This is a genomic window from Nodularia chucula CCY0103, assembly GCF_963923915.1.
GTDB lineage: Bacteria > Cyanobacteriota > Cyanobacteriia > Cyanobacteriales > Nostocaceae > Nodularia > Nodularia chucula.
Genome location: NZ_CAWUOL010000057.1, coordinates 26956 through 33954, shown reverse-complemented (window position 1 = coordinate 33954; position 6999 = coordinate 26956). Strand labels below are relative to the sequence as shown.

The following is a 6999-nucleotide window of genomic DNA, read 5'->3' as shown; positions in this document are numbered from 1 at the left end:
TTGACGAAACAATCACCTTTTGGGCGATAATGGGGTGTAATAGTAGGTTTCTACTAACTTGGTTGTACCTAATGCCCGTGCAGAGTTAGTCGCCCGACCTAAACCACTACCAATGGGGGTAATGACATTTCGCCAGTTTTCTTCAAATTGCTGCACAATAAAGTCTTCTGGTGGTGCTGCTTCTAGGCGATTGACAAAACTATCTGTCCGTTCTTGTATAATGTCGGGATTCGTTACAATGCCAATTGCCATAATCAGGACTAGTCCTAATCCAATAGGGAGAAAACGCCTGAAGTTGCGAATTTCACCAGTTACGAATAGCAAGACCACAATAAAGATGGGTACGAGGATGAATGCAACTCGCTGTCCGGAGATGACTGCATTAATTAATAGGGTTGCTAAAGCACCGAAACCCACTAGCCGCCACATTGGTTTGGGGTCTGTGAAACTGGCAGAAAAGGCGAAAAAGGTGCTAGAAATTAAAAACCATGCCCATTGCCAAGGTGCAACAAAGGTTCCTGGTAGACGAATTGCTCCCTGGCTGGGGCTGTAGAGTAGGGAACCGCCAAAATAACATCGGGCATCTACTGAGGCTCGAAATAAGTTGGCTCCTACAGCATTTCTAGTACCTTCACAGATACCGGCTCGGAGTAATAGGTATTGAATAATTCCCAGGGTACAGCAAGTGAGGATGATGCCCACTTGTATACGGGATAGTAGCAGAAAGTCTTTGCGATCGCGGATTAAATAGTAAGCACAACCAATTAAGGGTACATAGCCTAGAAGTACTTTCAGACCCAGAATACCCATTGCTATAGGTATTTCCCGATCTCCTGTTTCCAAAACTTGTACAGAGGCAATATTTAGCTGTTGTCCACCATTGATAAATATTAAGGTGAGGAGGCAGAAGCCCACTAAAATAAATAATGGCGGTCTAATGGCTTTGGGAACTATCAGGGGTAGTTTTTCCCGGCGGCACATTTGCCAAAAGGCGATTAAAGCGGGAATGTAAAAGGAATCTTTAGCTAGTTGCAGAATGGGGTTGTTGCCAATGTAGTAGGTGATAGTCCCACCAAAAGGCAGATAAATCATGAAGGCAAATAAGGCATAACGGGGATATTTGTACGAAAAGGACATGATTAAAATTGCCAATACCCCAGGGATTACCGCCGTAATTCCTCCTACTAAAAAAAATATAATCCCAAATGCAAGACTGACAGAACCCGATATTGTCAGCAGGGTGGTAAATTCTTTCCGGGCTTTGAGGGCTTTACGCTTTTGGGCTGACCTTTCTTTCTGGTTAAGGGTAGGAGATACTTTTTTATTTTTGTTTGGGGACTTTTGTGATTTGCTTTTGACCATGTAACATTCCTCATGTAGCTGGGGAGTAGGGAGTAGGGAGTAGGGTAAAAGCCTTTCGGTGTCTAACTTTTATGATCAGCTTATGTCCTAACTTCCTTGGCGGTTGCTATGGTTATCCAGTTGGATGTGGGAATTGATTGGCATAGCTGGGGAGTGGGAAAAAACCGTAAATCAAGCTATGCCAACAAAATTCAGATAGGAGTCCTTCCTATAGTTCAATTGGCGATGTGTTGCTGCACTTGAGATACTAATTCATTTGTCCAGTGATTGGCTAGTTCGGCGTTGGCGGCTTCTACCATGACTCTGATTACTGGTTCTGTACCAGAAGCCCTGACTAAGATTCTGCCTGCATCTCCCATTGAGGCTTGGGCTTGGGCGATGGCTGTTTGTAAGGGTTGACAATCTTGCCAGTTTAATCGGCGATCGCGATCAATAACGCGCACATTCCGTAATAATTGGGGATAGGTTGTAAAACTTTGGTCTAGCATTTCGCTGAGGGAAACACCGGATTCCTTCACTAAGGCTGCTATATGTAAAGCTGTTAATAAGCCGTCACCTGTGAGGGCATAATGGCGACAAAGAATATGTCCTGATTGTTCACCACCTAACATTCCCCCAGTTCGCACCATTTCGGCTTGGACATATTGATCTCCCACGGCGGTGCGAATTAATTTTCCGCCTTGTTGTTCCCAAGCCCTCTCAAAGCCCAAGTTAGCCATGACTGTGGAGACAATCAAGTTATCTGGTAATTGTTGCTGTTGTTGGAGATGTTTACCCCAGAGGTAAAGAATGTAATCACCGTCTACTTCTCTACCAGTATGATCTACAGCTAAAACCCGGTCAGCATCGCCATCAAAGGCAAAACCTATGTCAGCGTTGTGTTCTTGCACTGTGGCTTGGAGAGTTGCCAAATGAGTGGAACCGCAATTAACATTAATGCGATCGCCATCAGCTTGATTATGTAAGCAGATTACCTCCGCACCCATATCTGTAAATATTTTTGGTGCTAAACCTACCGCAGCACCCCAAGCTAAATCTAAAACAACTTTCAGCCCTTGCAGATTCTCGACTTTCTGCAAAGATTGTTTCAAAGTGGCGCTGTAATCATTCACTAATTCCCGGCGTGAATAGTGGCGGCCACAATTACCCACTATACCTGTCACCGTTTGCCCCCGTAATCCCCCTTCTATCTCCCGTTGCAATATTGGGGATAACTTAGAACCATTACCATTAAAAATTTTAATCCCGTTGTCTTCTGGTGGGTTATGACTAGCAGAAATCATCACCCCACCAATAGCTTCAGTCATACTCGTCAGGTAAGCAACTGTAGGAGTGGGACATAATCCTAAATACCAAACCTCTACCCCAGCTGCTGTTAAACCCGCACTTAAAGCCATTGCTAGCATATCGCTAGAATTGCGGGAATCTTGCCCCAAAATCACCGGCCCAGTTTGATGACTGTGGTTTTGTAAAACTACACCAGCCCAAAAACCGATATGTAATGCTAAGGGCGCATTCAGTAATTCTCCCACTTCTCCCCGAATCCCATCTGTGCCAAATAAGGCAGTTGGGGGTAGTGATAATAAATTCACCCCCAAATTCCCATTCACAGCTCTTGCTGATCCTGGAGTTTCTGAGTGAGAAATGGCTGTAATGTCTACTGGGGTTCTATTTATAGATGTCACCATAGGTTTCAACTGCTCACACCATGAAATAAGAAACTATTACTTTACAGGTAAATTCAGTATTTTCAACTGAAACAACCGTTTATTTGTAATATATACTTATTCGGATTTGACCAATCAGGTGAATCCTAGTTTTTTAAGTAAAATTACTGATTCTATCTTTGAAAATCTGTAAATATTTAAAGTCAAATTGAAATTTTTCTCATAAAAGTCCCAGATTAATAAAATCCTAGATATAGGCATTTTCCATTGGTGAGCTTGCTTTTTACAGTTTTCGTAGCAGTGAAATTGCCGGCTACTTAAAGAATTTTAATATAAGTTTTCATCAAATAGTTTTAATCTAACTTTTTAATGGCATTTTTAAGCCATTCATAAAAATCACACTTCAGCAGTTAAGCTTTAAAGTAGAGAAATTTTAGTATGAGCAGCAATTTAGCCAGCAAATTACGATTAGGTACGAAAAAAGCCCACACAATGGCAGAAAATGTTGGTTTTGTCAAGTGTTTTTTAAAAGGAGTTGTAGAGAAAAACTCCTACCGCAAATTAGTGGGCAATTTTTACTTCATCTACTCCGCGATGGAAGAGGAGATGGCAAAGCACCACCAGCACCCAATTATCAGCAAAATTAACTTTCCTCAACTCAACCGGAAACACACCTTAGAGCAAGATTTGAGTTACTATTTTGGTGCTAACTGGCGGGAAGAAGTGAAACTTTCGCCAGCAGGTGCAGCTTATGTAGAACGCATCCGCGAAATTTCCCAAACAGAACCAGAATTATTAATCGCCCATTCTTATACTCGATATTTGGGTGATTTATCGGGGGGTCAAATCCTGAAAAACATTGCGGTGACAGCAATGAACTTGTCTGAGGGTGAAGGTACTGCTTTTTATGAATTTGCAGATATTACCGACGAGAAGGCATTCAAGGTAAAATATCGGGAAACTCTGGATGAATTACCCATTGATGATGCTACAGGCGATCGCATTGTAGATGAAGCTAACGCTGCTTTTGGCATGAACATGAAAATGTTCCAAGAATTAGAAGGTAACTTGATTAAATCCATCGGGATTATGGTATTCAATGGCCTGACTCGCCGCCGCCAACGTGGTAAAACTGAACTCGCTACAGCTGAGTAAATATATCTGTAGTTAAGTTTCGTAAAAATATCGGGGTAGCTAGTTTGCTGTCATCTGATGTAAGTTGAGGCGATGGCAAACAGGTTGCCCCAAATGTTGTAACTGAGCGAGAATAATATAGCCTCAGTGATAACTTTAACTAAACAATGGCTACAAAAATTCCCGTCACAGTGATTACAGGCTTTTTAGGCAGTGGTAAAACCAGCTTAATTCGTCATCTACTACAAAACAATCAAGGTCGCCGCATAGCAGTATTAGTCAATGAATTTGGTGAATTGGGTATTGATGGGGAGTTATTGAAATCCTGTGAAATTTGCCCCGGAGAAGGGGAAGATAGCAGTAATATCTTTGAATTAACCAATGGCTGTTTATGTTGTACCGTCCAGGAAGAGTTTTATCCGACGATGCAACAATTAATCAAACGCCGAGACAGCATAGACTGTATTTTAATTGAAACCTCTGGGTTAGCTTTGCCCAAACCTTTAGTTAAAGCCTTTCGTTGGCAAGAAATCCGCGCCGCCGCTACAGTGGATGCAGTGATTACCGTGGTAGATTGTGCAGCAGTAGCATCAGGTACATTTGCCAGTAATCCAGAGGCGATCGCCGCCCAACGGCAAGCAGATGATAGCCTAGAACATGAGACACCCTTGCAAGAATTGTTTGAGGATCAATTAGCTTGTGCAGACTTAGTAGTGTTGAATAAAACTGATTTAGTTGATCTAGAGACTAAACAGCAAGTAGAGGCATTAATTAAGCAAGAATTACCCAGAGTTGTAAAGATTGTCGAAAGCGATCGCGGTAGAGTAGATGCCTCAATTTTACTAGGATTCCAAGCCGCAGTCGAAGATAATTTAGATAGTCGTCCCAGCCATCACGACAGCGAAGCAGACCACGAACACGACGAAGAGATTACCTCAACTCATCTAGTATTAAACCGCAGCTTTGACCCAGACCAACTGCAAAAACAACTAGAAAAACTAGTTAATCAACAAGAAATCTATCGTATTAAAGGCTTTGTCGCCGTCCCAAACAAACCCATGCGCTTAGTAATGCAAGGTGTGGGAAGTCGATTTGATAAATTTTATGATCGTCCTTGGAAACTAGCAGAAACCAAACAAACCAGCTTAGTTTTTATTGGTCGTGATTTACAACCTTCAGAAATAGAATCACAATTAGTCTCCTTATGAATATCTCCCAACTATTTGATATCGCCAATGTCTTCGTTTTACCCTTTTGGGTATTAATGATTTTCCTCCCCAAGTGGAAACTCACACAGCGAGTCATGGCATCATATTTACCATTTGTAGTGTTAGCTGGTGCATATTTGTATTTATTTATCAGCAGCATTACACCAGAAAATGCCGCCGCTTTATCTAATCCTCAATTAGCTGATATTGCGATGTTTTTCAGTAATGAAACAGCAGCAGCAACTGGCTGGATTCATTTTTTAGTCATGGATTTATTTGTCGGTCGCTGGATATATTTAGAAGGACAGAAAACAGGGATTTGGACATTCCACTCTCTATCCTTGTGTTTGTTTGCTGGTCCCTTGGGTTTAATGTCCCATATTTTCACCTACTGGATAGTTAAAGCATTTTTCCCTAATTCACAGCAGGGGGAAACAGTTGTTGAAGAAGCTGTTTCCTAGTTAAGAGTTTCCCCTCCTCGCTTGCGGGGAGGGGGTGGGGTGACTAATCGTAACTAATTAAACGGACATGATATCATTTATCTTTTTGACAGTTGAGGATGTCGATAATTTGCATCTAACCAACAACGGGGTAAACTTTCACCAGAGGGAAATAATAGATTTTGTTTAGAATAAGAATCAGGTTCTTGTTCTTCTTCACCTAATTGGCCTTTGGCGCGAATAATATTATTATTGGGGTCAATTAATTCCTGAAAATCGAGAATTTTGATCAGATCCCCAGAATCCTTAAGTTGTAAAAACATAATTAATCACCTCAAAAAAATATCAACCAAAATTAACTCTAGAAAAACTCATTCACCTTACTAACCTCCCCTCTGCGACTCTGCGCCTCTGCATGATATTCACCAATTAAACCTGGCTTTGATACTTTTCCAAAATATCCACTAAATTCACCTGACATTGCAAAGGTAGAAGATCATTTAAAGATAATTCCTTTCTCCCACCGCCAATTTTTACAGGGATAGATTCCAAAACTGCGATAACTTTTTCTTCATTCACAGTTTGGGAAGTCAGTAAAGGATACATCTGTTCAGCTACCACAGTATGTAATTTGGCATCAGATAAATAAAGATGCCATTTAGCAATATCTATATAAACAGCGTCACCAATTTCAGTAGCTAGGGCTTCTAGTAATTCTGTGGTATTAGTTGTAGCCATAAAAATCACCTGAGATCAATAAAGAGCGTTAACTATCCGGGTATTTAATCATTATCGCCCAATTATCCGGGGGAATCTACTACCACAGGTTACAATCGCCCTAGCTTTAATAGTATGTCTTCAGGTAGATTTGGTTGGAGTTTCGCTATAATCGGCGATCGCACTAATATAAATTAAATGCACCAACAATACTAATATCCAACCGGCTGTTAACCAGGGTAGCCATTCCCAGGTAGCTGCTTTTAAATTGTGGAAAAACCATAAACCAGAATTAACAGCTGTAGTTAGTGCTACATGAACAGCAAAAGTCATCCGGTCATCTAACTTGCGGAAGTCTGGATCTTTGCGGTCGGGTTTGCGAGGCCAACGAGGAGGCATAAAGATTTATTTGAAACTAGAATATTTGCTATGTACTTACTCATTTTAGAGTTTTTAGGCTGCTCTGGCCAC

The 6999-nt window shown here is 41.3% G+C and carries 7 protein-coding genes and 1 pseudogene; 3 read left to right on the top strand and 5 right to left on the bottom strand.

Features of this window, described 5'->3' with window-relative positions; translation table 11 throughout:
- Positions 1–39: 39 nt before the first annotated feature.
- Both hpsL and glmM read right to left on the bottom strand, forming a co-directional pair.
- Positions 40–1362, bottom strand: a pseudogene (hpsL, locus tag ACM0OP_RS15630) (hormogonium polysaccharide biosynthesis protein HpsL); the annotation flags it as partial.
- A 215-nt stretch (positions 1363–1577) separates the two neighbouring features.
- Positions 1578–3050, bottom strand: a complete 1473-nt coding sequence (glmM, locus tag ACM0OP_RS15625; RefSeq protein ID WP_414529343.1) for a phosphoglucosamine mutase — start codon at positions 3048–3050, stop codon at positions 1578–1580.
- A gap of 417 nt (positions 3051–3467) precedes the next feature.
- Here glmM and ACM0OP_RS15620 point away from each other — a divergent pair, with 417 nt between their 5' ends.
- The 3 genes from ACM0OP_RS15620 to ACM0OP_RS15610 all read left to right on the top strand — a co-directional run bounded on the left by ACM0OP_RS15620 (position 3468) and on the right by ACM0OP_RS15610 (position 5832).
- The gene (locus tag ACM0OP_RS15620; RefSeq protein WP_414529342.1) at positions 3468–4184 is read left to right on the top strand and encodes a biliverdin-producing heme oxygenase; all 717 of its coding nucleotides are present in this window, start codon (positions 3468–3470) and stop codon (positions 4182–4184) included.
- 146 nt (positions 4185–4330) lie between these two features.
- Positions 4331–5371: a cobalamin biosynthesis protein CobW gene (gene cobW / locus ACM0OP_RS15615; protein WP_414529341.1), complete on the top strand. Its 1041-nt coding sequence runs from the start codon at positions 4331–4333 to the stop codon at positions 5369–5371.
- The gene (locus tag ACM0OP_RS15610; protein WP_414529340.1) at positions 5368–5832 is read left to right on the top strand and encodes an ABA4-like family protein; all 465 of its coding nucleotides are present in this window, start codon (positions 5368–5370) and stop codon (positions 5830–5832) included. The genes cobW and ACM0OP_RS15610 overlap by 4 nt, the downstream gene beginning before the upstream one ends.
- A 77-nt stretch (positions 5833–5909) precedes the next feature.
- On the opposite strand, the gene ACM0OP_RS15605 is transcribed toward ACM0OP_RS15610, so the two are convergent.
- From ACM0OP_RS15605 to ACM0OP_RS15595, 3 genes are all read right to left on the bottom strand, one after another.
- Positions 5910–6134, bottom strand: coding sequence for an acetyltransferase (locus ACM0OP_RS15605; protein ID WP_414529339.1), 225 nt, complete (start codon positions 6132–6134; stop codon positions 5910–5912).
- 106 nt (positions 6135–6240) lie between these two features.
- On the bottom strand, positions 6241–6549 hold the full coding sequence (locus tag ACM0OP_RS15600; protein WP_414529338.1) for a DUF3181 family protein: 309 nt from the start codon (positions 6547–6549) through the stop codon (positions 6241–6243).
- A 120-nt stretch (positions 6550–6669) separates the two neighbouring features.
- Positions 6670–6927: a hypothetical protein gene (locus ACM0OP_RS15595; RefSeq protein ID WP_414529337.1), complete on the bottom strand. Its 258-nt coding sequence runs from the start codon at positions 6925–6927 to the stop codon at positions 6670–6672.
- Between the last annotated feature and the right edge of the window lie 72 nt (positions 6928–6999).